26 protein-coding genes and 1 pseudogene are annotated in these 24,848 nt (G+C 49.3%); 11 read left to right on the top strand and 16 right to left on the bottom strand.

What is annotated here, in order from left to right; all coding sequences use genetic code 11:
• Nucleotides 1-18: 18 nt before the first annotated feature.
• The 5 genes from M975_RS17625 to M975_RS17605 form a co-directional block, all read right to left on the bottom strand.
• On the bottom strand, nucleotides 19-861 hold the full coding sequence (locus M975_RS17625; RefSeq protein ID WP_034499299.1) for a class II fructose-bisphosphate aldolase: 843 nt from the start codon (nucleotides 859-861) through the stop codon (nucleotides 19-21).
• Nucleotides 848-2,215 (bottom strand): PTS sugar transporter subunit IIC, encoded by a 1,368-nt coding sequence (locus tag M975_RS17620; protein ID WP_064561195.1) that lies wholly within the window; start codon nucleotides 2,213-2,215, stop codon nucleotides 848-850. The genes M975_RS17625 and M975_RS17620 overlap by 14 nt, the downstream gene beginning before the upstream one ends.
• Nucleotides 2,208-2,522 carry a PTS sugar transporter subunit IIB gene (locus M975_RS17615; RefSeq protein WP_034460367.1) on the bottom strand — a complete coding sequence of 105 codons (315 nt, stop codon included), beginning with the start codon at nucleotides 2,520-2,522 and terminating at the stop codon, nucleotides 2,208-2,210. The genes M975_RS17620 and M975_RS17615 overlap by 8 nt, the downstream gene beginning before the upstream one ends.
• An 11-nt stretch (nucleotides 2,523-2,533) precedes the next feature.
• Nucleotides 2,534-3,514, bottom strand: a complete 981-nt coding sequence (locus M975_RS17610) for a 6-phosphofructokinase (protein WP_064561194.1) — start codon at nucleotides 3,512-3,514, stop codon at nucleotides 2,534-2,536.
• Nucleotides 3,515-3,910: 396 nt separating this feature from the next.
• On the bottom strand, nucleotides 3,911-4,492 hold the full coding sequence (locus M975_RS17605) for a maltose acetyltransferase domain-containing protein (RefSeq protein WP_064561193.1): 582 nt from the start codon (nucleotides 4,490-4,492) through the stop codon (nucleotides 3,911-3,913).
• Nucleotides 4,493-4,619: 127 nt separating this feature from the next.
• Between M975_RS17605 and M975_RS17600 the strand changes: the two genes are divergently transcribed.
• The 5 genes and pseudogenes from M975_RS17600 (at nucleotide 4,620) to M975_RS17580 (ending at nucleotide 10,049) form a co-directional block, all read left to right on the top strand.
• Complete coding sequence (locus M975_RS17600) at nucleotides 4,620-5,156, top strand: serine acetyltransferase (protein WP_064561192.1); 537 nt, start codon at nucleotides 4,620-4,622, stop codon at nucleotides 5,154-5,156.
• A gap of 141 nt (nucleotides 5,157-5,297) precedes the next feature.
• On the top strand, nucleotides 5,298-5,741 hold the full coding sequence (locus tag M975_RS17595) for a PTS fructose transporter subunit IIA (RefSeq protein WP_064561191.1): 444 nt from the start codon (nucleotides 5,298-5,300) through the stop codon (nucleotides 5,739-5,741).
• Nucleotides 5,742-5,751: 10 nt separating this feature from the next.
• A complete protein-coding gene (locus M975_RS17590) occupies nucleotides 5,752-7,209 on the top strand; it encodes a PTS fructose-like transporter subunit IIBC (RefSeq protein WP_064561190.1) in 1,458 nt (485 codons plus the stop codon).
• Nucleotides 7,199-8,186, top strand: a pseudogene (locus M975_RS17585) (aminopeptidase); the annotation flags it as partial. The gene M975_RS17590 and the pseudogene M975_RS17585, both read left to right, overlap by 11 nt.
• Before the next feature lie 150 nt (nucleotides 8,187-8,336).
• Entirely contained in the window at nucleotides 8,337-10,049 is a 1,713-nt protein-coding gene (locus M975_RS17580; RefSeq protein ID WP_064561188.1) for a putative frv operon regulatory protein, read from the top strand.
• Between the two features lie 3 nt (nucleotides 10,050-10,052).
• Here the strand turns inward: M975_RS17580 and ydgU are convergent, their stop codons facing one another.
• From ydgU to fdhD, 3 genes are all read right to left on the bottom strand, one after another.
• Nucleotides 10,053-10,196, bottom strand: coding sequence for a small membrane protein YdgU (ydgU, locus tag M975_RS23645; RefSeq protein WP_483413590.1), 144 nt, complete (start codon nucleotides 10,194-10,196; stop codon nucleotides 10,053-10,055).
• 6 nt (nucleotides 10,197-10,202) lie between these two features.
• A complete protein-coding gene (gene asr, locus M975_RS17575; RefSeq protein ID WP_064561187.1) occupies nucleotides 10,203-10,571 on the bottom strand; it encodes an acid resistance repetitive basic protein Asr in 369 nt (122 codons plus the stop codon).
• A gap of 119 nt (nucleotides 10,572-10,690) precedes the next feature.
• Nucleotides 10,691-11,515 (bottom strand): formate dehydrogenase accessory sulfurtransferase FdhD, encoded by an 825-nt coding sequence (gene fdhD, locus M975_RS17570; protein ID WP_064561186.1) that lies wholly within the window; start codon nucleotides 11,513-11,515, stop codon nucleotides 10,691-10,693.
• Between the two features lie 172 nt (nucleotides 11,516-11,687).
• Between fdhD and fdnG the strand changes: the two genes are divergently transcribed.
• The 5 genes from fdnG to M975_RS17540 are packed head-to-tail and all read left to right on the top strand — an operon-like array spanning nucleotide 11,688 to nucleotide 18,183.
• Complete coding sequence (gene fdnG, locus M975_RS17560; RefSeq protein WP_157093406.1) at nucleotides 11,688-14,738, top strand: formate dehydrogenase-N subunit alpha; 3,051 nt, start codon at nucleotides 11,688-11,690, stop codon at nucleotides 14,736-14,738.
• A gap of 12 nt (nucleotides 14,739-14,750) precedes the next feature.
• On the top strand, nucleotides 14,751-15,656 hold the full coding sequence (fdxH, locus tag M975_RS17555; protein WP_064561184.1) for a formate dehydrogenase subunit beta: 906 nt from the start codon (nucleotides 14,751-14,753) through the stop codon (nucleotides 15,654-15,656).
• Nucleotides 15,653-16,288: a formate dehydrogenase cytochrome b556 subunit gene (gene fdoI / locus M975_RS17550; protein WP_064561183.1), complete on the top strand. Its 636-nt coding sequence runs from the start codon at nucleotides 15,653-15,655 to the stop codon at nucleotides 16,286-16,288. Before fdxH ends, fdoI begins: the two co-directional genes overlap by 4 nt.
• Entirely contained in the window at nucleotides 16,285-17,214 is a 930-nt protein-coding gene (fdhE, locus tag M975_RS17545) for a formate dehydrogenase accessory protein FdhE (RefSeq protein WP_064561182.1), read from the top strand. Before fdoI ends, fdhE begins: the two co-directional genes overlap by 4 nt.
• A 60-nt stretch (nucleotides 17,215-17,274) precedes the next feature.
• The gene (locus M975_RS17540) at nucleotides 17,275-18,183 is read left to right on the top strand and encodes an alpha/beta hydrolase (protein ID WP_064561181.1); all 909 of its coding nucleotides are present in this window, start codon (nucleotides 17,275-17,277) and stop codon (nucleotides 18,181-18,183) included.
• 68 nt (nucleotides 18,184-18,251) lie between these two features.
• On the opposite strand, the gene M975_RS17535 is transcribed toward M975_RS17540, so the two are convergent.
• The 6 genes from M975_RS17535 to M975_RS17510 form a co-directional block, all read right to left on the bottom strand.
• Nucleotides 18,252-18,812, bottom strand: a complete 561-nt coding sequence (locus M975_RS17535) for an RNA polymerase sigma factor (RefSeq protein WP_064561180.1) — start codon at nucleotides 18,810-18,812, stop codon at nucleotides 18,252-18,254.
• Nucleotides 18,813-18,817: 5 nt separating this feature from the next.
• Nucleotides 18,818-19,273, bottom strand: coding sequence for a hypothetical protein (locus tag M975_RS17530; protein ID WP_064561387.1), 456 nt, complete (start codon nucleotides 19,271-19,273; stop codon nucleotides 18,818-18,820).
• A 203-nt stretch (nucleotides 19,274-19,476) separates the two neighbouring features.
• Nucleotides 19,477-19,698 carry a YgdI/YgdR family lipoprotein gene (locus M975_RS17525; protein WP_064561179.1) on the bottom strand — a complete coding sequence of 74 codons (222 nt, stop codon included), beginning with the start codon at nucleotides 19,696-19,698 and terminating at the stop codon, nucleotides 19,477-19,479.
• A 175-nt stretch (nucleotides 19,699-19,873) separates the two neighbouring features.
• Nucleotides 19,874-20,233, bottom strand: a complete 360-nt coding sequence (locus M975_RS17520; protein ID WP_064561178.1) for a hypothetical protein — start codon at nucleotides 20,231-20,233, stop codon at nucleotides 19,874-19,876.
• Nucleotides 20,234-20,506: 273 nt separating this feature from the next.
• The gene (locus M975_RS17515; RefSeq protein WP_064561177.1) at nucleotides 20,507-20,851 is read right to left on the bottom strand and encodes a type II toxin-antitoxin system HicB family antitoxin; all 345 of its coding nucleotides are present in this window, start codon (nucleotides 20,849-20,851) and stop codon (nucleotides 20,507-20,509) included.
• 90 nt (nucleotides 20,852-20,941) lie between these two features.
• On the bottom strand, nucleotides 20,942-21,472 hold the full coding sequence (locus tag M975_RS17510) for a hypothetical protein (protein WP_064561176.1): 531 nt from the start codon (nucleotides 21,470-21,472) through the stop codon (nucleotides 20,942-20,944).
• A 132-nt stretch (nucleotides 21,473-21,604) separates the two neighbouring features.
• Between M975_RS17510 and M975_RS17505 the strand changes: the two genes are divergently transcribed.
• A complete protein-coding gene (locus M975_RS17505) occupies nucleotides 21,605-21,805 on the top strand; it encodes a toxin-antitoxin system HicB family antitoxin (RefSeq protein ID WP_064561175.1) in 201 nt (66 codons plus the stop codon).
• A 72-nt stretch (nucleotides 21,806-21,877) separates the two neighbouring features.
• Here the strand turns inward: M975_RS17505 and M975_RS17500 are convergent, their stop codons facing one another.
• A complete protein-coding gene (locus M975_RS17500) occupies nucleotides 21,878-23,641 on the bottom strand; it encodes an ATP-binding protein (RefSeq protein ID WP_064561174.1) in 1,764 nt (587 codons plus the stop codon).
• A gap of 11 nt (nucleotides 23,642-23,652) precedes the next feature.
• Nucleotides 23,653-24,714 carry an SIR2 family protein gene (locus tag M975_RS17495; protein WP_209438137.1) on the bottom strand — a complete coding sequence of 354 codons (1,062 nt, stop codon included), beginning with the start codon at nucleotides 24,712-24,714 and terminating at the stop codon, nucleotides 23,653-23,655.
• Nucleotides 24,715-24,848 lie beyond the last annotated feature (134 nt).

The raw sequence follows: 24,848 nt of genomic DNA, 5'->3' as shown, positions 1-24,848 counted from the left end.
TAGAGGATAACGCCTGCTTTATTTAAATAATGCGATCTTTTCGATTAATACAGCAGCGACTGCATCATTTGCTGGTATTAAAAATTTGCGCACGCTGTCATTCACTTTGCCCTTCTCGAAGGTTTCTTTGCAGTGCCCGACCCATTGCACATTCATTTCGGTGCCAACGTTCACTTTATCAATGCCTCCGGCGACGGCGCGGCGCATATCTTCATCGCTAACACCCGTGCCACCGTGCAGTACCAGCGGAGTTTTGGTCACTTCGCTGATATCCGCCAGGCGTTGATGCTGAATTTTCGCTTTGCCGGTATACAGGCCGTGTACCGTACCGACGGACACCGCCAACATATCCACCCCGGTTTCATCAACGAAACGTTTGGCATCTTCGGTGGTGGTAAAGCAAATATCTTCCATGGCGACCGCTTTGCCATCTTCTGAGCCGCCAATCGCTCCCAGTTCTGCTTCTACTGAGATATTACGCGGGCGGGCAATATCAATAACCTTACGTGTATTAGCAATATTATCCGCCATGTCCAGATGGGAACCGTCATACATTACTGAACTAAACCCTGCATCGATGGCTGTTTTAATGGACTCAATATCTGAGCAGTGATCCAAATGCAAGCAGGTTGGTATTTGCTGGCTTTCGGATAAAGAACGAATTGAATCGACTAATAAACGATAACCTAAATATTCTGCAGTCCCGGTGGAAATTTGAATCATTAACGGGCTATTGGTTGCTTTGGCAGCTTTAAAATAAGCGGGCAGCATTTCAAGACAGTGCAAATTAAAGGAGCCTACCGCTTTAAATTTACGCTCTTTGGCTACCTGTAATAAATCCGGGAAGTTATACAGACTCATGTGCTTTTTCCTCTTGAGGTTTGGTTGATTTGCCATTCACGAACCAGGCGATAAGCGCTACGAACAGGATGAATAAGCCGACAAACGTCCAGTTATTCTGGAAGACATGCCCCAAAATCAGGCCACTACTGATCACATCTGAATCGCTGAAAGTCACACCGGTAAAGCCGTAGCTTTCAAGCATTGGCACCAGGATGGCAGGAAGGAAGGTAATAAACAGGCCGTGCACTACACCGCCGATGATTGCGCCGCGTCTGCCGCCCATTGCGTTACCGAAAATCCCTGCGGTGCCGCCAGCAAAGAAGTTGGTTAACAAACCAGGCAGAATCATTGCCAGGCCGAACATTGGGAAGACAATCATGCCGATGATGGAGCCGACGGTGGTGGCCAGGAAACCAACAATCACGGCATTGGGGGCGTAAGGGAACAGAACCGGGCAGTCCAGCGCAGGTTTGGCATCAGGCACGATACGCATCGCAATACCACGGAACGCAGGCACCAACTCGTTAAGCAGTAGACGCACACCGCTGTAGAGTACGAATACCCCGGCAACAAACTGAATCGCCTGCATAAAGGCAAACATCAGGTAATTCACGCCGTGAGAGTATTGGCCGATGTATTCCGGGCCAGCCGCCAGCGCCGGGATGAGGTACATAGGGATCATCACCACGGCCATCGAAAGGTAAGTATCTTGCAAGAATTTGAAGTTATCCGGCAGCACCAGATCTTCGGTAGATTTAGAACCTTTGCCGACAACCTTCGCCACCGCAGCCTGCACCAGATAACCAATAGTGCAGAAGTGACCCAGAGCTACATCGTCAGAACCGGTAATCCGGCGCACTACGGGTTGAGCGAGAGCAGGCATCAACACAGCCATAATTCCACCGAAGATCCCACCAGTAAGAATCAACGGTAGCCCAGTCAGCCCGGCTTTATAGCCGATCACTGCACCAATCGTTGCCATCCAAAGCAGTGCTTGCCCAGTGAGAAAGATGTATTTAAACGGCGTGATACGGGCAATGATGATGTTGACGATAAATATCACCATTAGCGTGAGTGCCACTTCGGAACCCAGCTCGCGGTTTGCAAGGCCGGCAATAGCTGCCACATCGGTGATGTAGCCTTTCATACCAAAGCCGTGGGTGAAGATATCGTTCAAGAAAGTGAGCGTATCGACAATAATGTTGATACCCGCCATCATGATTAAAAAACCAAGCAGCGTTTTAAACGTCCCTTCCGCGACTTTACCCTTTGATTTTTTTTGCAGCAAAAGACCGAGCATGGCAATAAAGGCAATCAATATTGATGCCTGTCCTAGCAGGTCTTTAACAATAAAGTTAATGATGCTATTCATGGTCGAATACCTTCACATTGCGATCTTTTAAAAAGGCGACAATCTTTTGTTCGATTTCGTCTTTATCCGTGAGGCGGTGCAGCACAATGACGCGTTTAATTTCTTCCTCGCTGGCATCGGCCGTTAAAATATCGGCGAACGTTTTTTGCGTTAAAATAATGTCAGATTTAAAGGCCCCCGCTTCTGATACTGTGGTGTGATCAATTTCTGCCGGAATCTGAAGTTTTTTAAGTACGGCAGTTGCAGCCATTTCAATGGCGAAACTGGAACCTAAACCGCAGCCACATACACAAAGAATTTTAAGCATTGAAAGTCTCCTCAAATAATATTGAGCTGCTTCGCTAATTTATAATGATGCCCTTCGGTGTCGACGAGGCGTTTTTGCATACTGATTAAATCTATAGGGATCGGTTTGTTACTCGAATTAATAATAATGGCTTTATTTCTCATACCGGACTGGATACAACGAACGACTTCACTTGCCATAATCGTGCCCTGATAGATTTCCTCGCAGGTAGGGTCACCGTTACGCAAGCTATAACCAATAATCGACTTACGAATTCGTACGCCAATTTTCGGTTCAAGCTGTTTAATCATGGTGTCAATCGCCCCCTGGAAACCGGGGGAATATTCTTTGGTGTAACCTTCTGAGCACAAAATCACGACGCTGTTTTGTGTCTCAAGGCGTGCGCTAATCTTGTGTGCCAGTTCGCTTAAAGCCTGTTGGCACTCGGGAATTAGCGCAAAATCAGCGTTGCTTTTAATTGCCGATTGCAGCGTCAGCTCGCCGCAGTAACCGCCCAGCAGTTCCACCATAAAAACACGCCCCGGCAAAGCTCGCCCTGTATTACGAAGTTTGCCGACTTCTTTAATCACTTGTTCGCAGGCGGTTGAAAAACCAATGGTGTAATCACTGCCGTAAACATCATTATCGATGGTCATGCCGACGCCGAAACAATTCACACCATATTCGCTAAGGTTATTCAGAAACTGTAAGGAGCCATCTCCACCTGCCATAATAAGCACATCAATATGTGAGGACTTTAAGTGTCTGGCGACAGTTTCATATTCACTGCCCATTAATTTACGACTCGTTCTTCCTGAAGACATAATCGGAATGGCAGCGACAGAAAAATCCACTAGATCCCGTACGGATATAGCCTGGTGATTATTCTGCAACAAACCAGGAATGCCACCGTTAAACAAAACGATTTCTGCTTGTGCCAGTCGGGAAATCTGAAAAACAAAGTTATTTATTCCCGTGACATCACCGCCGCTAATTACCATGCCGATTCTCATGACGCTCGCCTCGTTTATTTGCTTGCAGACATTTTTCCCTTTAAACAAGACTTGGATTTGCAATGGATGTCACAAAAACAGGATTCATTTGAGGCTTAGGGAAATTGACAGAGAGTTTTTATTGCTATTTTTTGTGGTATTCATCACATTTTGTTGAGTGTGGGTAACTGAACTTTTGTTGAAAATATTCTATATTTCAATGGATTAATCTTGGCGGGTGAAAATAATAATTTCGGCGTGTGTTTCGTTTTGATGGGTATTTATTAGCTTTCAAAAATGTGACTGCTAACGCATTTTTATATGGCTGAAAAGGGAAGGGTTTAATTTAGATGGCAAAAATAAACTGGCGTAAAGACGGATAAACCTTATCCGTCTTTACAATTTAAAAGGGGATGACTAACCGGCAAAAGCCAATTTATCTTCCGCGGTAATTTCACGCAGCACCCGGCAAGGCACACCCGCTGCGACCACGTTCGGCGGAATGGATTTTGTCACCACGCTACCGGCACCGATCACGCTATTGCGGCCTATAACCACGCCTGGATTAATCATCACGCCCGTTCCCAGCCAGACGTTATCCTCAATCGTGACGGGGCGCGAAAACTGTTGCCCTGTGATGCGGATTTCCGGGTCGATAGGGTGGCCCGCGGTAGAAATTGTCACGTTCGGCGCAACCATCACGTCATCGCCAATCGTGATGGTGGCATCGTCCACCAGAACGAGATTAAAGTTGGCGTAGAAGTTTTTGCCGATATGAGTGTGGCTGCCATAAGCCACGCGCAGGGGCGGCTCAATCCAACCGTTCTCACCTATATCGCCAAATAATTCCTGGAGCAACTCCGCACGGCGCGCTTCCTGTGAAGGGCGCGTCAGGTTGTAGTCGTAGACCAGCTCTTTCCCGGCGCGGCGCTCTTCCGGCAGCCCTTCGCAGTGGTCTGTGTAGAGTTCACCCACTTCCATTCTTCTTCTTACTGACATGTCCTTATCCTTAAATTACCGGCCTTCATTCGAGTCTGAGGATAAAAAATGTACGCCATTCCAGCGCTAGGGTCGATAAACAATCTGCGATAGGATATTCATATCCTGTTTAGAATCATGGTTTTTTATGTACTCACATCTGAAGAAATGCCTGCAAAAAGAAGTTCTTAAAAGCGACCGCGCTTTTTCATGGATGCGAGTCATTCATCGGGCCTGGAAATGTCCCGATCGCCGTTTCTATTTTTGGTTTCGTCTTTGGGGATATTTTTTTAAAGCCAAAAAAGGTTTTCTCTCCCGCTATGCGAAGAAAAAGCTGATCAAGTTAAATCGTGAATACGCTATAGATATTTCCCCACTGGCGACTATTGCCGAAGGGTTGGAGATCCGGCATTTCCCGGGGCTGGTTATTCGCCCTGATTGTGAGATTGGTAGAAATATTGTTCTACGCCAGAGCATTACCATCGGGCAGAAAACGCGTGGTGACAAGGGTAAAACAGTCATTGGCGATAATGTGAATGTGGGGGCTAACAGCTGCATTATTGGTGATATTACTATCGGTTCGAATGTCACCATTGGCGCGATGTCTTTTGTTAACAAAGATATACCGGACAACCATATTGTCTATACGCGCAAAGAAATGGAGCTGATTTCAAAAGAGGTGTGAGTTTCCCGGAACGTGCACCTGCCCACAAAATCACACCTTTAATGATTGCGGATATGTCACAGCAGCAGTGACATATCCGTCGTTATTTGCAGCGCCTTAACTTTCTACAATAACGCTCTGAATCTTCGACGGAGCGATTTCATGTCCTTTCTTAATCCCGCAGCCATCAACCTGAATATCGGTGGAAACAGCGCGTATTCGGTGCTGAAAAACTTGGCAACCATGGCGGCTGACCTTGGTTATGTCACCGATAAACAAACCTTTTTGCAAACCCTGTTGCTGCGCGAGCAGAACCATTCCACCGGCTTTGGTTCCGGTGTGGCTGTGCCGCACGGTAAAAGCCCGGCAGTGGCAAAGCCATTCGTTCTGTTTGCCAGAAGTTCGACGGACATCGACTGGAAAGCGATGGATGAAGAAGGCGTTAACTGCTGGATTTGCATAGGTATTCCCGAGATTGGCGGCGATGAGCAGGTGAACGTTATCTCCATGCTGTGCCGCAAAATTATCCATCAGGATTTTATCCAGCAGCTTAAGACTGGCAGTGCACAGGACGTATCCGCGCTGCTTAATCAAACTCTTTCCTGAGGACTATGCGATGGAAGCCTCTCTGAAAATTGTCGCGATCACCAACTGCCCAGCAGGCATCGCCCACACATACATGGTGGCGGAAGCGCTGGAGCAAAAAGCCCGTGCGCTTGGACACAGCATTAAAGTCGAAACCCAGGGTTCCAGCGGTGTTGAAAACCGTCTGCTGGATGATGAAATCACCGCGGCAGACTACGTTATTCTCGCCATTGGGCGCGGGTTGAATGAAGAGGATCGCGCCCGTTTCGCCGGGAAAAAAGTCTATGAGCTGGCGATTTCACAAGCGCTGAAAAACATTAACCAGATATTCGAGCAGTTGCCTACACATTCAAAACTTTTTGCGGCTGATAGCGGCGTAAAACTGGGCAATCAGGAAGTGAAGCAGGGCAGCGTGATGAGCCAGCTGATGGCGGGTGTTTCTGCTGCGCTGCCGTTCGTGATAGGTGGCGGTATTCTGGTGGCACTCGCCAATATGCTGGTGCAATTTGGTCTGCCGTATCAGGACATGAGCAAAGGCGCGCCGTCGTTTAGCTGGGTGATCGAATCTATCGGCTATCTCGGTTTCAAATTTATGATTCCGATTATGGGCGCGTACATTGCGTGGTCGATAAGCGATAAACCCGCATTTGCCCCGGCGTTTCTGGTTTGCTATCTGGCGAATGACAAGGGATTGCTCGGCACGCAGTCTGGCGCGGGTTTCCTCGGCGCGGTGGTACTGGGGCTAGCGATTGGCTACTTCGTGCGTTACTTCCGCAAAGTGAAACTGGGTAAAGCGCTGCAGCCGTTGCTTGGTTCGATGCTGATCCCGTTTGTTACGCTGCTGGTTTTCGGTGTGCTGACGTACTACGTGGTTGGGCCATTTATGGCGAGCATCATGGATGGCCTGCTGCACTTCCTGAATACCATTCCGCCGTCGATGAAATTGGTTGCGGCATTCCTTGTCGGTGCGATGCTGGCGTTTGATATGGGCGGCCCAATCAATAAAACCGCATGGTTCTTCTGCTTCTCGCTGCTCGAAAAACACATTTATGACTGGTACGCGATTGTCGGTGTCGTCGCGCTAATGCCACCGATGGCCGCCGGTATCGCCACGTTTATTGCGCCAAAATTATTTACCCAACAGGAAAAAGACGCCGCAGGCAGCGCGATTGTGGTGGGCGCAACCGTCGCCACAGAGCCTGCAATCCCATATGCGTTGGCCGCGCCTTTGCCGATGATCACCGCGAATACTTTGAGCGGCGGCATCACTGGCATGCTGGTTATCGCTTTTGGCATTCAACGCCTGGCACCAGGCCTTGGCGTATTCGACCCGCTGATTGGCCTGATGTCGCCGGCTATTCCGTTTTATGCGGTGCTTGCCGCAGGACTCGCATTGAACATTACGCTCATCATCGTGCTTAAAGGGGCGTGGCTGAAGCACTCCGCCCGCAAACTTGCTGCAAAACAGGACGTTGCCCATGAACATTGATCTGCTGAAAAACCTTTCCGATGCCAGCGCCGTGAGTGGCGATGAACAAGAAGTTCGCCAGGTACTGGCGCGTGAGCTGCGCAGCTGCGCAGACGAAATCACCTTTGACGGGCTGGGCAGTTTTGTCGCCCGCAAAGGCAACCGCGGGCCGAAAGTCGCGATAGTCGGCCATATGGATGAAGTGGGCTTTATGGTGAAGCACATTAGCGAGCAGGGTTTTATCTGGTTCGACACCATCGGCTCGTGGTGGAACCAGTCGATGCTGAACCACCGCGTGACGGTGCGCACCCGCAGCGGCGAAAAAATCCCCGGCCTGATTGGTTCTGTTGCGCCGCACGCGCTGAGTGAAAAACAAAAACAGCAGCCGATGGCCCACGACGAAATGTTTATTGATATCGGCGCCTGCAGCCGGGAAGAGGTTGCGGAACGTGGTATTGAGGTGGGTGATTTTATTAACCCGGAAGCGAATTTTGCCCGCTGGGGTGACGATAAAATTACCGCTAAAGCGCTGGATAACCGGGCGGGCTGCGCGTTAATGGCTGAACTGTTTCAGGCGGTGAATAACCCGGATATCACACTTTATGGCATTGCGACCGTAGAAGAAGAAGTGGGCCTACGTGGTGCACAGACTGCCGCAGAGTGTGTGAAGCCAGATGTGGTGATTGTGCTCGATACCGCCGTGGCCGGAGATATTCCCGGCATCGATCCGATTAAGTTTCCGCTTAAACTCGGGTGCGGCCCGGCTGTGATGCTGTTTGATAAACGCTATTTCCCCAACCAAAAACTGGTCGCGGCACTCAAGGAAAGCAGCAAAGCTGCCAACGCGCCCGTTCAGTTCTGCACCATGAAAACCGGAGCCACCGACGGCGGGCGTTTTAACGTCATGGGCGGCGGGCGGCCGGTGATGTCGCTGTGCCTGCCAACGCGCTATCTCCATGCCAACAGCTCAATGATTTCAGCGCGCGATTATGAAGCTGCATTTGGGGTGATCAAACATCTTCTGGAGAATATAAATTCTGAATTCATTCATGAGCTAAATAATTATATTTAAAGACAATTTAAGATTGCCTTAGAGGGAGGGTTGGCGTTAGCGTCGACCTTCTCTTCTTCGGCTCGGTGCATCGGAAATGCTCAACGAACGTCAGTTATCTCTGCTGGAAAAACTGGAAAACCAGTCCCTCACAATGGTGGCGTTATCGCGTGGGTTAAATGTGTCGAGCCGCACCGTTTTGCGTGACATTGATTATCTTAATTTCACCCTCAGCGGCACCGCACACATTATCACCACGCCGAACGGTTATCAGTTAGATATCTTCGACAGACGCAGTTATTTCATGCAGTTACAGCGCCATGATAATGATGATCGTATGCTTTTCCTGCTGCTTACCAACCCGTTCGTCACCCGCTTGCAGCTGGCGGAAACGCTCAACCTGCCTGAGAAAATCGTTAACGATAAACTGACCCGTCTCAAGCTGCGCTATGAACGTTGGTTCACAATTACCAGCAAACCGAATTCCGGGCATTTTGTCGATGAACCGCGCCGTAAGAAACTGATCATTCTGGCGAATCTTGTTAAAAAAGATCCGCAGATTGCTGGCGCTGAGACTGAGTTTTTTGCGCTTCAACAACAATTGACTGGTAAAAGTGATAACCCAGAATTTATGGCGTCGCTGCTGGTAGCGGTTTATACGTTACGCAATCAGGGCGCTGAACCCGAAAACGGCAATGCCGATACTTTTCGTGCCGTTTACGACGCCGCAGGGATGTACCTTTCCGAACCTTCATTACGTGAAGCCGATGCGCTGACAAACCTGCTGCGCGAAAGGGCATTAAGCATCAACGAACCGGCAATCAACGAACTGGTCGGCCAACTTTGGCAGGCGCATGGGCTTGAGGAGTATGACCAACAGTTGATTGTCGATTTAACCGCACATATCGCGCGTTGTGCTGCTTGCCCGGTGTGGCTGCAGGAAAGCCGACAGGGTTCGATGAATAACCTGAAAGCGGCATGGCCTGTGGCTTTTGATCTCAGTATCGGGCTGATAAACCAGATAAGGCAGCGGCTCAATATCGAGATTTACGACAGCGATCTGGTGGGCCTGTATTTCGCCTGTGCGCTGGAGCGCAACCAGGGCGAAAAGCACACCATTGTTTTGCTTGCTGCGCAAAATGCCATTGCCACCATCAACCAAATGGCGATTGAGCGCGAACTGTTGAACTGCCGGGTGGTTATCGCCCGGACGCCCGATCGGCTGCGGGCGTTGAGTGAAGAAATCACCCCGGTTTTAGTTATCAACAATAGTCACTTTGCACTGAATGATTTTCCGATAGAAACCATTACCATCAAAAATATCATCGGCCAGGCGGGAATTAACCTACTGAAAGAGAAGCTGGAATATGCGCTGATCAAGCAGAAGCTGCCGCTATTTATTCCTGAAGAATTGAGTTTTTTATACGCCAATCGGTCTGATGAAAACTGGCTCGACGTCATCGAGCAAATTTGTGCGCGGTTGGTGAATGAGAAGTTATTGCACCAGGGCGACGCGCAGCGTGTTTATCAGCGCGAATCCGAAGGGCAAAATCTGGTGGTCAACCACATCGCCATTCCCCATTGCTGGAGCGAGTCGAGTGAAAAATTTCGCGGGTATTTTATTCGCCTGGCGCAGCCAGTTATGGTGAATAACCAAATGGTGTGGCACCTGCTGTTGGCATGCACCAGTAGTGCATCACGGCAGGAGTTGAAAATATTTAGCTATCTGGCAAACGCGCTGAATGGTTGTGAGCCGCAGACGATTAGCGGGCTGAAAAGTTATGACGAGTTTATGGCTTTGCTGGCGTAAGAATTAAAGAAAAAGGCTGACAGCCACCATGCCGTAAAGAATGACAAGTGTAAGGATAATTTCAAACCGATAGCGCTTTACCAGCGTTTCCGATTTGATAAAAAAACACCCGGCAAGCCGGGTGTTTCTAATTAAGAGGGATTTCATTGCAACTTATGCAGCTGGTTTAACCGCTGGTTTTGCTGCTGGCGCTACTGGTGCAGCTGCTTTTTTGTGGTGCTTTTTAGCAGCCTGAGCTTTCTGTGGCGCTACTGGAGTTGCAGTGGTCTCTGCTTTTTTGTGGTGCTTTTTAGCAGCCTGGGCTTTCTGCGGTGCTGCTGGAGTTGCAGTGGTAGTGGCTTTTTTGTGGTGCTTTTTAGCCGCTTGCGCTTTCTGAGCTACCGGTGCTGCTTTCTGGTGTTTCTTGTGGTGCACAGTAGTGGTGTGTTTTGCAGGAGCCGGTGTAGCAGTCGCTTCAGCAGCGAAAGCAGCAGAGGACAGACCCATTACAGCAACAGCAATCAGAGTTAATACTTTTTTCATTTTGATAGTCTCGTATTTGTTTATGTGTGGCCTGCTGGCCCGTTGAAATAACTTTATTCCAATAAACAAATACCTTCAGTGAGTGATTGGTGTCGGTACGTAACGGAATGTACAACTGGTTAACACAACCGCTGCGGATGGGTATATACCGTCGCACGGCCTGGTTTGCTAAAACCGATTAGCGTCAGATTGCAACGGCTTGCCACTTCAACGGCAAGCGTGGTGGCGGCAGATACAGCAAACAGAATTTCGACGCCGCACTGAGCAGATTTTTGCACCATCTCATAGCTGGCGCGGCTTGAGACTAAAACTGCACCGTTTTGCCAACCCTCACGCCCACGGGCGCCGAGCAGTTTATCCAGCGCTACGTGGCGGCCAATGTCTTCTTTGCCATCCAGAATAGTGCCGTTTTCATTAAGCCAGAGTGCGGCATGCGTGCAGCCGGTGAGTTGCCCGACTGGCTGGTAGTCACGCATCTGGTTTAAGGCTGCATCAAGGTTGTTCAGGTCGAATGTTTGCGTAAACGGCAGGGGAGAGATTGGGCGGCCAATATCGTTGAGTTGCTCAACTCCACAAACGCCGCAGCCAGTGCGCCCGGCAAGAGAACGGCGGCGTTCTTTCAGCCCCATAAAGCGGCGGCTTGAGAGCTCAATTTGCACTTCCAGGCCGTTACACACTGGCGAAACATCAATTCCGTAAATGTCTGCCGGGGACTCAATAATCCCTTCAGATAAAGAAAATCCTAACGCAAATAGTTCCAGATCTTTGGGCGATGCCATCATAACCACATGCGAAATGCCATTGTAGACCAGAGCCACCGGGACTTCTTCTGCCAGCCAGTCATCTTTTGCCCGATCTAAATCCTGGCGCTGCCATAGCGCTATTGTCCGTGCGCCAGTGACGGCGTTCACAAATTTGTTCTGATTTGAGTTGGAATTGTTCACTTTGTCTTAACCTGATTGGAACAGCCTTAATTCTAATGTGGTATTCTGGAAACACTACCCCTATTGGATTAGGGGGTATTTCCAGTTTGGGTTTGATTGTGAACCTTCATCGGTCAAACCGCAAAAATTACACTTATAAGTCATGTGAAAAATGTCGAAACAAGGAGCACCCATGCAGGTCAGCAGAAGACAGTTCTTTAAGATCTGTGCTGGCGGTATGGCAGGGACTACGGCAGCTGCATTGGGCTTTGCCCCAGGCGTGGCACTAGCGGAAACACGGCAATATAAATTGCTGCGCACCCGTGAAACGCGTAATACCTGCACATACTGTTCCGTTGGTTGTGGGCTATTGATGTATAGCCTCGGCGACGGCGCGAAAAATGCCAAAGCATCTATCTTCCATATCGAAGGCGACCCGGATCACCCGGTTAACCGTGGTGCACTTTGCCCTAAAGGTGCAGGACTTGTGGATTTCATCCACAGTGAAAGCCGTCTCAAATTCCCGTCTTACCGCGCACCAGGCTCGGATAAGTGGGAGCAGATCAGTTGGGAAACGGCATTTGACCGTATTGCCAAACTGATGAAAGCTGACCGCGACGCGAACTTTATTGCCCAGAACGCCCAGGGAACAACGGTCAACCGTTGGCTTTCCACCGGCATGTTGTGTGCATCCGCTTCCAGTAATGAAACAGGCTATTTAACCCAGAAATTTTCCCGCGCCCTCGGCATGTTAGCCGTGGATAACCAGGCGCGTGTCTGACACGGACCAACGGTAGCAAGTCTTGCTCCAACATTTGGTCGCGGTGCGATGACCAACCACTGGGTTGATATCAAGAACGCCGATCTCATTATTGTGATGGGTGGAAACGCGGCAGAAGCGCATCCAGTCGGGTTCCGCTGGGCGATGGAAGCCAAAATCCACAACGGCGCGAAGCTGATTGTTATCGATCCGCGCTTTACGCGAACTGCATCGGTGGCGGATTTCTACACCCCGATTCGTTCCGGTTCTGACATTGCTTTCCTGTCAGGCGTGCTGCTGTACCTGATAAACAACAATAAATTCAACCGCGAATACGTTGAGGCTTACACCAACGCCAATCTGATTGTGCGTGAGGATTACAGCTTCGAAGACGGCCTGTTCTCGGGCTACGACGCGGCAAACCGTAAATACGACAAAACCACCTGGAACTATGAGCTGGACGAAAAAGGTTTCGCCAAACGCGACCTGACGCTGACTCACCCGCGTTGCGTATGGAACCTGCTCAAAGAGCACGTTTCTCGTTACACGCCAGATGTGGTTTCCAATATTTGCGGCACCCCGAAAGATGATTTCCTGAAAGTTTGTGAATACATCGCAGAAACCAGCGCAAAAAATAAAACCGCATCGTTCTTGTATGCGCTGGGCTGGACGCAACACTCCGTGGGCGCGCAGAACATTCGCACCATGGCGATGATTCAGTTGCTGCTCGGCAACATGGGAATGGCAGGCGGTGGCGTGAACGCCCTGCGCGGTCACTCCAACATTCAGGGTCTGACGGACCTCGGCCTGCTGTCACAAAGCCTGCCGGGCTACATGACGCTGCCGAACGAGAAACAAGCCGATCTCCAGACTTATCTTGCCGCCAACACGCCGAAACCGCTGCTGGAAGGCCAGGTCAACTATTGGGGCAACTACCCGAAATTCTTCGTTTCGATGATGAAAGCCTTCTTTGGTGACAAAGCCACAGCGGAAAACAGCTGGGGTTATGACTGGTTGCCGAAGTGGGACAAGGGCTACGACGTCCTGCAATATTTCGAGATGATGAACCAGGGCCACGTGAACGGTTATCTGTGCCAGGGCTTTAACCCTGTCGCCTCGTTCCCGAATAAAAACAAGGTTATTGCGTCACTGTCGAAGTTGAAATTCCTCGTGACCATCGACCCGCTGAACACTGAAACCTCGAACTTCTGGCAAAACCACGGCGAGATGAACGATGTCGACCCGTCGAAAATCCAGACCGAAGTGTTCCGCCTGCCATCCACCTGCTTTGCTGAAGAAAACGGTTCTATCGTTAACTCCGGCCGCTGGTTGCAGTGGCACTGGAAAGGTGCGGACGCCCCAGGGGAAGCGCTGAACGACGGCGAAATCCTTGCGGGTATCTTTAGCCGCCTGCGCCATATGTACCAGGCCGAAGGCGGTGCGGTGCCTGAGCAAGTGCTGAACATGAGCTGGAATTACCAGACGCCTGATAACCCGGCGCCGGAAGAAGTGGCGATGGAAAGCAACGGTAAAGCGTTGCAGGACGTGGTCGACCCGGCAACCGGCGCGGTGCTGGTGAAAAAAGGCCAGCAACTCAGCTCGTTTGCACAACTTCGCGACGACGGCACCACTTCCAGTGGCTGCTGGATTTTCGCTGGTTCCTGGACGCCAGACGGTAACCAGATGGCACGCCGCGATAACGCGGACCCATCAGGTTTAGGGAACACACTAGGCTGGGCCTGGGCGTGGCCGCTTAACCGCCGCATTCTGTATAACCGTGCTTCTGCTGATCCCGCAGGTAAACCGTGGGATGAAAAACGCCGCCTGATTTCCTGGGATGGCGCGAAGTGGAGCGGCGCGGATATTGCCGACTACAGCACTGCTGCACCGGGCACCGACGTTGGGCCATTCATCATGCAGCCGGAAGGTTTAGGGCGTCTGTTTGCTATCGACAAGATGGCGGAAGGGCCGTTCCCTGAACATTACGAGCCGTTTGAAACACCGCTTGGCACCAACCCGCTGCACCCGAACGTGGTTTCTAACCCGGCGGCGCGCGTGTTTAAAGGTGACCTGGAAGCGATGGGAAAACACGACAAGTTCCCGTATGTCGGCACCACGTATCGTCTGACCGAGCACTTCCACTACTGGACCAAACACGCGGTACTCAACGCCATCGCGCAGCCAGAGCAGTTTATCGAGATTGGCGAGAAGCTCGCAAATTCACTCGGTATTGCTCACGGCGACACGGTGAAAGTCTCCTCCAACCGTGGCTTTATTAAAGCCAAAGCGGTGGTGACCAAGCGTATACGCCAGCTCGATGTGAACGGCCAGAAAGTGGACACCATCGGTATTCCGATTCACTGGGGTTATGAAGGCGTGGCGAAGAAAGGCTTTATCGCTAACACCCTGACGCCATTTGTCGGTGATGCCAACACGCAAACGCCTGAATTTAAGGCGTTCCTGGTCAATGTGGAAAAGGTGTAGCGGAGAGGAATTATGGCTTATCAATCTCAAGATATTATCCGCCGTTCCGCCACCAACGGCCTCACGCCCGCGCCTCAGGCGCGGGATCACCAGCAAGAGGTCGCGAAACTTATCGACGTGACCACCTGCATCGGCTGCAAAGCCTGCCAGGTGGCTTGTTCGGAGTGGAACGATCTGCGCGATGAGATCGGCAGCAACGTCGGGGTGTATGACAACCCGGCGGATCTGACCGCGAAATCGTGGACGGTGATGCGTTTCTCGGAAGTGGAGCAAAACGACAAGCTGGAATGGCTGATCCGCAAAGATGGCTGTATGCACTGTGCGGATCCGGGCTGCCTGAAAGCCTGCCCGGCTGAAGGTGCGATCATTCAGTACGCCAACGGCATTGTCGATTTCCAGTCCGAACAGTGCATCGGCTGCGGTTACTGTATCGCCGGTTGCCCGTTCGACGTGCCGCGCCTGAACCCGGAGGACAACCGTGTCTACAAATGCACCTTGTGTGTAGACCGTGTGACCGTCGGCCAGGAGCCTGCTTGCGTTAAAACGTGCCCAACCGGGGCGATTCATTTCGGCTCGAAAGAGGATATGAAAACGCTGGCGGGGGATCGTGTGGCTGAGTTGAAAACGCGTGGTTTCGACAACGCCGGATTGTACGACCCGGAAGGCGTTGGCGGCACTCACGTCATGTACGTGCTGCATCATGCGGACAAGCCGACGCTGTATCACGGCCTGCCGGAAAATCCGTCCATCAGCCCAACCGTGAAATTCTGGAAAGGTGTCTGGAAGCCGCTGGCCGCCATTGGCTTTGCTGCAACCTTTGCCGCCAGCGTGTTCCACTATGTGGGTGTCGGCCCGAACCGTGCCGAAGAAGAGGACGATAACTTGCACCATGAGGATGACGAGGTGCGCAAACCATGAAAAAACAAGTGACTATTCAGCGTTATAGCGCGCCTGAGCGCATCAACCATTGGGTAACCGCCTTCTGCTTTATGTTGGCGGCCATTAGCGGGCTGGGCTTTTTCTTCCCCTCCTTCAACTGGTTGATGCATGTTCTCGGCACGCCGCAGCTGGCGCGCATCCTCCACCCGTTCGTCGGTGTGGTGATGTTTGCCTCGTTTATCATCATGTTTTTCCGTTACTGGCACCACAACCTAATCAATCGGGATGATATCTTTTGGGCGAAGAATATTCGTAAGATCATCGTCAACGAGGAAGTGGGTGATACCGGGCGTTATAACTTCGGCCAGAAATGCGTGTTCTGGGCGGCGATTATTTTCCTGGTGTTACTGCTGGTGAGCGGCGTGATTATCTGGCGTCCTTACTTCGCTCCTGCTTTCTCAATCCCGGTGATTCGCGTAGCCCTGATGGTGCATTCATTTGCCGCAGTGGCACTGATTGTGGTTATTATGGTCCACATCTACGCCGCCCTTTGGGTGAAAGGCACGATTACTGCGATGGTGGAAGGCTGGGTCACCACGACCTGGGCGAAGAAACACCATCCGAAATGGTATCGTGAAGTTCGCCAAAAACAGGAAAAACGACAGGAATGAGTATTCGCATAATCCCGCAAGATCAGCTGGAGAAGAGCGATAAACGCACGGCGGAAATGATCCCGCCGTTATTGTTCCCAAGGCTGAAAAACCTCTACAACCGCCGCGCAGAACGCCTGCGCGAGTTGGCGACTGATAATCCGCTGGGCGATTTCTTGCGCTTTGCGGCACTTATCGCCCATGCGCAGGAAGTGGTGCTCTACGACCACCCGCTGCAAATGGATTTAACCGATCTGATTCAGAAAGCGTCTGAAACGGGTAAGCCGCCATTGGATATTCACGTGCTACCGCGTGACCCGCACTGGCAGCGCCTGCTGAATTCACTGATTGCCGAGTTGAAACCAGAAATGGACGGCCAGGCATTAGCGGTTATCGAAAACCTGGAAAAAGCCTCTTCGCAAGAACTGGAAGAGATGGCGACTGCGCTGTTTAACGCTGATTTTGCGCTGGTTTCGAGCGACAAAGCCCCGTTCATTTGGGCGGCGTTGTCACTCTACTGGGCGCAAATGGCAAGCCTGATCCCGGGCCGTGCGAAAGCGGAATACGGCGAGCAACGCCAGTTCTGCCCGGTTTGTGGTTCGATTCCGGTATCCAGCGTCGTGCAAATCGGTGGCACCAGTGGCCTGCGTTATTTGCACTGCAACCTGTGCGAAACCGAATGGCATGTGGTGCGCATTAAATGCAGCAACTGCGAGCAAACCCGCGACCTGAACTACTGGTCGCTGGAAAGCGAACAGTCAGCGATTAAAGCGGAAAGCTGTGGCGACTGCGGCACTTACCTGAAGATCCTCTATCAGGAAAAAGATGCCAAAGTGGAAGCCGTGGCCGACGATTTAGCTTCGCTGGTGCTGGATGCGCGCATGGAGCAAGAAGGCTTTGCCCGCAGCAGCATCAATCCTTTCCTGTTCCCAGGGGAAGGCGAGTAATCAGTTCCCAGGGCGGTGAGCTTTGGCTTATCCGCCCTGGTCATCACACAGGATCACCGTATGTCCCTCGAACCCGCAATTTCCGGGCTGGTTGATGAATTCATCGACTCTGGCCGTCCTTCTTCACGTCAACAAACTTTTGCCGAACGCCGCGCCGGGTATATCGCCAGCACGGTTTTAGCGGGCGACACGGAAACCCGGGTCGACGTGAAAGACATCTGTCTTGATGGCTGCACGTTACGTATGTTTTCCCCGCTCAATGCCACCGGATCGCTTCCTGCCGTGATCTACTACCACGGCGGTTGCTTTGTCAGCGGTGGGTTTGAAACCCATGACAATCAGTTACGCCAGCTTTGCTATCACAGTGGTTGCCGGGTGATTGCCGTTCAGTATCGCGTGGCACCGGAGCACACTTATCCGGCAGCACATGATGATGCTGAGCGTGCAGCGGACGCTATCTGGCAAGCGGCTGAACAGCTGGAAGTGGATCGTGAACGAATCACGCTCGCGGGCGACAGCGCCGGTGGACATATTGCCCTGGTCACCGCCCTGCGCCTGAAAAGTGCGGGAAACTGGTTGCCTGCGCGCCTCGTGCTGATTTACCCGATGCTGGACGCGACGGCGGAATCTGTCAGCTATCAGGAAAATGGCTACGACTACATCATTACCCGCGATACGCTGCTTTCCGGTTACGAAGCCTATATGCCCGCTCTGGACGCAATGGATGATGAAGCCAGCCCGTTATTTCGTGAAGATTTTGCAGGCCTGCCACCGGTGCATATCATCACCGCTGAATACGACCCCCTTCGCAATGAAGGCGAGGTGCTGCATGAGTGCCTGATGGACCAGGGCGTTGAGTCCACCTGCCAACGCTATCTCGGTGTGATCCACGGCTTCTTCCAGCTTGGTGGCATCAGCCAGGCAGCGCGCAATGCCATGCGTGATGTTGCGTGGCGGGTCGGACAATAAGCTCAATCAACCCCTTGCACCACTCCGGGCAGGGGGCTTTTAGTTCAGAAAAACCCGATTCTGCGCACTCAGTCTTCCGTTAGCTCATCATAAAGATTGCGAAGACGGATTCGTAGATAAAGCACGGCTTTGTGCTTGCGGGATGACAGTGCCTGAACGCTAATGCCTGTTTCTTCCGCTAACTCTTTAAAGCTGTAGCCGTGGAGTTCGGTTTTTTCGAACGCCTCACGCTGCGCCACAGGAAGCTCCGACATCGCATCTTCCAGCTCATCCCAGAGCAGTTGGCTCAGATATTCGTCTTCTGGTGACTGCGGCACGCCAAACAACGTTTCCGCCAGTTCGTCTTCCGGAAGAAAACCCTCATCGTCGTCAGAATAATAATCAGAAAGCGGAAGCTCGCGCTTTTTGCGTGCCCTGTCGGTCATTTCATTACGTGCGGCGCGAAACAACCAGGCGGCGACGTTCTCCACCGGTTGCTCCACTTTCATCAACTGCCATGTCACTTCTTGCAGGATATCGTCTGCGTCATCACGTACCGGCGTGCGGCCAACGATAAAAGCTTTCAGCTTCGAGCGACACGCATTGAGCGCCAGCATGACTCGAGAATGTCCTGCCGTCCCGGCTTTCATTGCCGTCACTCAGCTTGCGTCGGTTTCTGGGCGTTATCATCCGGCTTCTGACGGCAATGCTCATTCTCACCCTGCCGCTCATCGCGATGATGGCAATGGCCGCGACCATGACGCCAGAATCCTCCGCGGCGCTGTTGAACAAACTGGTCGCGCTGCTCTGGTGTCATTTGCATCCAGCGTTCATGCATACGACGGCGCTCCCGGCCCATACCTAACATCCCAGGACGCAGCCCAAGGCCGCCGAACAGAATACGGCACAGCGCCAGCAACCCAAGCGCCTGCCAGAAACCAATGCTTTTCACGCCGATAATCGCAGGCAGCAGTGCATTCCACAGCGACATCACCAGCAGGCTCAACGCGGCAATAAACACAATGCCCATCAGAAGTGGTTTAGCCATCGGGTGACCACCGAATCCGTGACCGCGCTCCCGGCCATGTCCACGCATATCAAAATCTCTCATCATTTTTACTCCTCATCAGATTAGTTCATTATTGCTTCTGATGAGGTAGACGAATGAGAAGCAGAAATATTGCCAGGAAAATGAAAAATTTTTCTGTTAGGAGTGAAGGAGCACCCCCTCCAGCACGAATTTTTTTGTAGGGGGAAATAAGTGGGGGGATGTCATATCAGCCAACCTAAGCTGGCTGATATTTTCGCAACAGATCAGTCTTTCTTAATCATCTGCACGATTTGGTCGTCATTAATCTGATGCTCGTTACCTTGCTGATCGGTGTAACTGATCAGGCCAGTATCTGAATCCACTTGCGGTTTCCCCTGTGTCACAATCATATCGCCTGTTTTGGTCGACATAACGTAATCGCTCGAACACGCCGTGATCGAAAGCGCCACACCGCTTAATAGCAGAACTGCCATCAATTTTTTCATACTGAAATATCCCTTTTAAATAAGAAGGGGATTCTACCTGCTGCGCTCAAGACAGATTGTTAAGGTGTATGACGAATGGTTTTAAGCAGGGTGAGTTTGGCCCTGTTACAGCCAAAAAAAAGCCCACATAGTTTTACCATGTGGGCTTTCAACGTGTTCAGAGTGTTAGCGAGGCTTAAGAAGCCAAATGCGCTTGTTTCCTGCGTGCGACATCAATAAACAAAATGCTGGCAGCAAAGGATAAACAGGATGTAATAATCAGCACCAGAAGGTATGAAGTGACGTAGTTATATTCTTTGTCTAAATGAGTCAGCTGTTCTGAAATGAGGTCGATGTTATCTACCGTGTAGCTTCTGCAAGCGTATAGCCCGTACCAGAAGGCGCTGAACGCTATCATGCAGGTGTAACAGAACCAGGTGAGCTTTTTATCAATATACTCAAGATAAAATTTGGGGTCTGAGTAGGCCACTTTGAGAAGACCAAAAAAACAGCCAAAGTAGATGCCAATCAACCACTTCAACACATCCCAATTCATAAAAACCTCTTCAATTGCTGCCTGCTTTATCAGGCATTAAAAAAGGGCTACGCATCACGTAACCCCTTGTTTTATTTCGTTTACGCCAGGTAAGTCTAACGGACTGATTCTTTTGCTTATGCGGCGGAAATAATATTGGCGCAGTATCTCACATGCTGGAGTGACAAAGAAGAGCATGCAGGGGACGTGTGGATGAAGGCGTTGCTTTAAAAAATGGCGGATGTCGCAAGCGAATCCGCGCTACAAAACCTGATTAATTGCTGGCCCTGCTAATCACGCATCATGTTGCTTAATGATTAATTTTGCGCCCTGATTGAGTAACTGATTAATACTCTCGCCGCATGCCAGCGCGATACGTTCAAGAGCTGCATGGTCTTCAGGTGTTAGACGTGCAGAAATCTTCCCGCTGTATGATTTATAAGGCTCAATGTTTTTTGCACGACATGTATCAAGAAAGAATTTCAGAGATTCGGCTCCCTCTGTTTTCAATTCCTGCACACTGTAGGCGTAAAAATCTGCACCGCCGTTTAAGCCAACGAACTCGCCGCGAAACATTTCAATGTCTGGGTCGAAGCTAACAATGGCGGTGTGGCCGTCAATTTTAATCATGTTATTCATGGTTTGATTCCCGGACCAGTATTCGTTGGGTGGATAAGCGTCATCCACCATTTTTGGCGAGTGACGCTGTACTTAACCGCCCTACAAAACCTAGTGAATTCCTGGCACTGCCTCGCCACTGATCATTGCCAGCCCGCCATCGGTGCGAACAAAGCGCGGCGTTTTTAAATCCTCGACCAGAAGGTTAATCAACTCGAACAATAAACCTGTGAGCTGTTCTTCCTGCTCAGGCGACTGCTGGCGTTGCAGCAGCAAGATAGTAAGTGCGGAACAGTACTCGCGCAGGGTTTCGGAATCAGTAGAAAGCGGGCCGCGATAGTTATCGGGTTCTGCCACATCCACCGTCAGGCGCTCGATTAAATGTGCGGGCAGCGGCGTTTTTAGCGCAACTTTCAATACTTCAAGCGCGGCAAGCAAGCGCCCGCACAAGGCCATGCGTTCGGTGTTGTCGTCGTTTTCAATCAGCGCATCAACATAATGCTGGCAGGCGTCGAGCACCTGGAAGAGATCGTGCGTGGCACCGAGCGGGGTTTTTAAAAGCGTTGTGATTGCGGATTCAATTACTGGTTGAGTGCACAGGATTTCAGGGCGAGCGGTTGTGGTAGTATTCGTGTTAGCCATGTCGTTAACTCCTTTAACGATTGTGGTGAGCCTCCGTCTGGTACTCGTAATACCTTTCGGGGGCGTTTTTTTTCAGGTAGCCCTATGATAGGGTGTCAGATGACTACTTAAAATAATCCTGTGGGTACGTACATGTCAACTGTGAAAAGGGATGTAAAACGGTCAACATCAGGTAAATCTCCAACATTTCAGATCCGCATCACACCGGAACTGAAAGCTCAATTTGAAGTTGCAGCGAAAGATGCAGGCATGAGTTTGGGTAATTGGCTGAAAGAGCTTGGGAGGAAGGAGTTGGAGCATTTAGGGGGCGGCGCGGGATTATTAAAAATATAAATTTTTTTTTGCTGATTATATCTAAAGTACCCCAGAATAAATAAAATATCGTTCTGGGGCCATGAATAATATTTATAGGATTTCCGTTTGAACGCTTTGTTTTCGCCAGCCATTTACAGCAGAAATATGCCCACCAACACTTGCATCTTCAGCCCAGCGCTCCCAAAAATCAATAGTATTACTATTAGGTCTATTACTAGGTTCGGAAATCCTAATTCTTGTCGGAAGCAAACTTGCATCTCCTACGACTAATGCTTCTCCAGTGTCTAATACTGGTAATAAGTCACCAAATCCTCCTAAGCTATCTGGTAATAATCGACGAACTACAGCCTGGTCATCACCATTTGTTAGCCTCATAGCTACTAAGTTATTGCATTGGCTTAAGACTGTTCTATTTACTTCCGAAGGTCTCTGACTAACAACTACAAGTCCCACACCATACTTACGGCCTTCCTTTGCGATGCGTTCGAATATCTCAACTGAAATATCACCAGAGCTACCCGCAGAATTTCTTTCCGGAATATAAAGATGAGCTTCATCGCAAAAAATAGCAATGGGATGTCGATTTGTCGATAAGGTCCATTGCTGGATAGAAAATACTATTTTTGCAACCAAACTAACCATTAATGGTAGGATATCAGATGGGACCTCTGAGAAATCTATTATTTTAACCCCGCCTTTTTGGCTTGTCTGATCTTTAGTGCCAGCAATCAAAGCAGTTACCAATTTCTCTAGCCAATCAAATTGCATCGTTTCGTTTGTCCCTTGGAAAAGGAAACCCAACCGACGATCTGTCATTTTATTCTCTAGACGCTGAATTAACCTGCTCAGTTTCCCATTAAACTCGCCTGCTTTTTCAGTACCAGCTTTCACTCCCGGCACCATTTCTGAGTTGAGCCTATTTAGTTCATTTATTACAAAATCTAGATTAAAAGGAATTGGACTGTCTATTGTGAAGTTATCTAGAATGTCATTATGCATTCCATTTTCAAGGTATTTACGCTTTGCGTTAACAATAGTCCTCGACATTAACATTGTCTGATTTGGAGCATTCTGATCACTTCTATCTACAAACATGGATGTCATTGCTTCATAACCAAGTAACCAAAATGGTAAAAATAAAACACCATCCTCTAAAGAGGTATTTGTATCAAGATCTGCAGGCCCTGCAATCCTGTAATGTTGAAAACCAGATCCTATCAGTGGTGAATATTCTCCGTGAACATCAAAAACAATAGCATTTGCGTTGTCTAGTCTTGCCACTTGTTCAAGAATTCTTGCTGTTGTCCATGATTTTCCTGAGCCAGTGCTACCAACAATAACAGCATGGCGTTGGAAAAATTTATTACCATTTAGATAAGCATCGGCAGCATCATCAAGAGTATATTGACCAATAGATAGTCGTTGTTTATCTTCAGCAATATTGGCAATCACTCTCATAAAGTTCGTCAGTCTTTCGCCTTCTAAAGAAAAACAATTGGCTTCAATTTCTGGAACTGTTTCAAGTGTTCTGCGAAAAACATTACTTTTATCACCTAAACGATTTATTAAGGTACCAATTAAAGTTATTTTTACATTATTTTGTTCATTAAAATCTTCTTCATTATTTTTATCGGGGTCGTTTTTCTTTTCTTTAGATTCAATCGCAGTTCTTGTTATTTTTTGAATTATTCCAATTAAGTGTTGGCCAGGGCGACTACTTTGTAATACTGCAAGGCGATTTACCTGTAACTTACGAAGACGTTCAACATCTTCTACAGCAACAATTACTGTTGCTGTATCAACAGATCTAACGCGCCCTAAAATTTCGTTATCGTTATAATCAAGAATTGGCACTGTGTGTATCCTTAAGCAAATAAAGAAATAAAGTTGTCTAGCTCCCAGTATGCAACGCCTTTCACAATTACTCCACTTGGATCTTCTTCGGTGAAATATCGTATCCCTCCTTCAAAATTCTCAATGGCTATATACTTCTTACAATCTCCACTTTTGAAAAAGTCATGAGCAGTTGAGCTTATTTCTTTTGTTATTAATATCAATGGAACTTCATGGTTTTTGCATCTTTCAATTAATCTAGGTTGTAAATGACTATCATTGAAACCATATCCTATACATAAAAATGCGGAAGCATTACCCATTACCCTATCAGCATTTTGTATTGTGCTGCGGAATGGCTCATCGTGAGTTTTTCTAAATTTTTCGACCCCAGGAGTTACAATTACAGGGCTTAAATTTGGGGGTAATTGGTGCATCGGTGGTACTGATACGACAACTCCAGAGCTATCAAAAAACCATCCGAATGAGCCATGAACCTTCCAAACATTAACTGTACGTAACCTTTGATTATTTTGTATTATAACGGGATGTGGGTTTTGTGCTCTTTCACCAATATAACCAAAGTTAAAACCAGAGAAAGCACAGAATCCCGCTGATTCAGCAGCGTACTCAGCAATCCGGTCATAGTTTGGTGTCACAACATTTACTTCCCTCATTGTTCCACTCAGTAGAAATTTGAATAATTTACTTAATGGTAAGAGTTGTCTATCAGCAAGTACATTATAATATACGTTTAGATCCGACGCGTTCAGAAAATGCCATGTTGAATTAACAATATGCTGAGTGACTTCTGTTGTAACATTTACTTTGGTAAGAGCAGATTCTAAATCCGTGGTTTCAATTAGAGATAAGAATTCCTGCCATCCTTTTGTGTGTTCTTCTGATGAGCATATTTGAGGTAATTTTGTTGAAATCAAATGCTGGCCGAGATGCCACATTCCGGGAATCCCGTGAGGGACCGATGCTCCACTACCAAGAACAACTACTGGTATTCTTTGCATCCATTCTTGAATGTTTTTTTGTATTTCTTTGATCACTAATTTCTCACCTAAAGTAGTTTTATCTTTTGTCAAAGACAATAGCTTCACATAATGAGACTTCAGTTAATAGAAAATTTGATAGATTTGGATTGATCTATATCACAAATTTCACCTAGTGAATACGCCAATAAATGATGAACATTCCTAACAGATTGAAAAAAGATAGA

It is taken from the genome of Buttiauxella brennerae ATCC 51605 (assembly GCF_001654925.1).
Lineage (GTDB): Bacteria > Pseudomonadota > Gammaproteobacteria > Enterobacterales > Enterobacteriaceae > Buttiauxella > Buttiauxella brennerae.
This window is presented reverse-complemented; position numbering and strand designations above follow the sequence as displayed.